The sequence below is a fragment of the Seonamhaeicola marinus genome, assembly GCF_008085455.1.
Window position 1 is genome coordinate 222 of the sequence record NZ_VSDQ01000887.1, and the last position, 544, is coordinate 765.

The 544-nt window shown below is 36.0% G+C and carries 1 protein-coding gene; it reads left to right on the forward strand.

Features of this window, described 5'->3' with window-relative positions:
- Positions 1-544, forward strand: a 544-nt coding sequence (locus FUA24_RS24625; protein ID WP_246147161.1) for a topoisomerase C-terminal repeat-containing protein, incomplete at both ends; no start/stop codon positions are given.

The following is a 544-nucleotide window of genomic DNA, read 5'->3' on the forward strand; positions in this document are numbered from 1 at the left end:
ACTTTAACCGAAAAAGTAGGCTCAGATAAAGGAAAACTTGTTCCAACAGATATTGGTATGATTGTAACAGATTTTTTGGTGAATCATTTCAACCAAATATTAGATTATAATTTCACCGCTAAAGTTGAAGAAGATTTTGATGATATTGCTGAAGGAAAAGAAGATTGGCAAAAAATGATGAAATCATTTTGGAAAGATTTCCATCCTAAAGTTGAAGATGTAAAAGAAAATGCTGATAGAGAATCTGGTGAGCGTATTTTAGGAACAGATCCTAAAACAGGCAGGCAAGTAAGTGTGCGTTTGGGTAAATTTGGGCCAATGGTACAAATAGGAACTGTTGATGAAGAAGAAAAACCACAATTTGCTAGTCTTAGCCCAGACCAACAATTAACAACCATAACCTATGAAGAGGCTATGGATTTGTTTCAATTGCCTAAAACTTTAGGAGAATACGAAGGCGAAGAAGTACAGGTTAATAACGGCCGTTTTGGTCCTTATGTTAAGTTTGGCAAAGCATACGTGTCATTGCCAAAAGGCACCGATC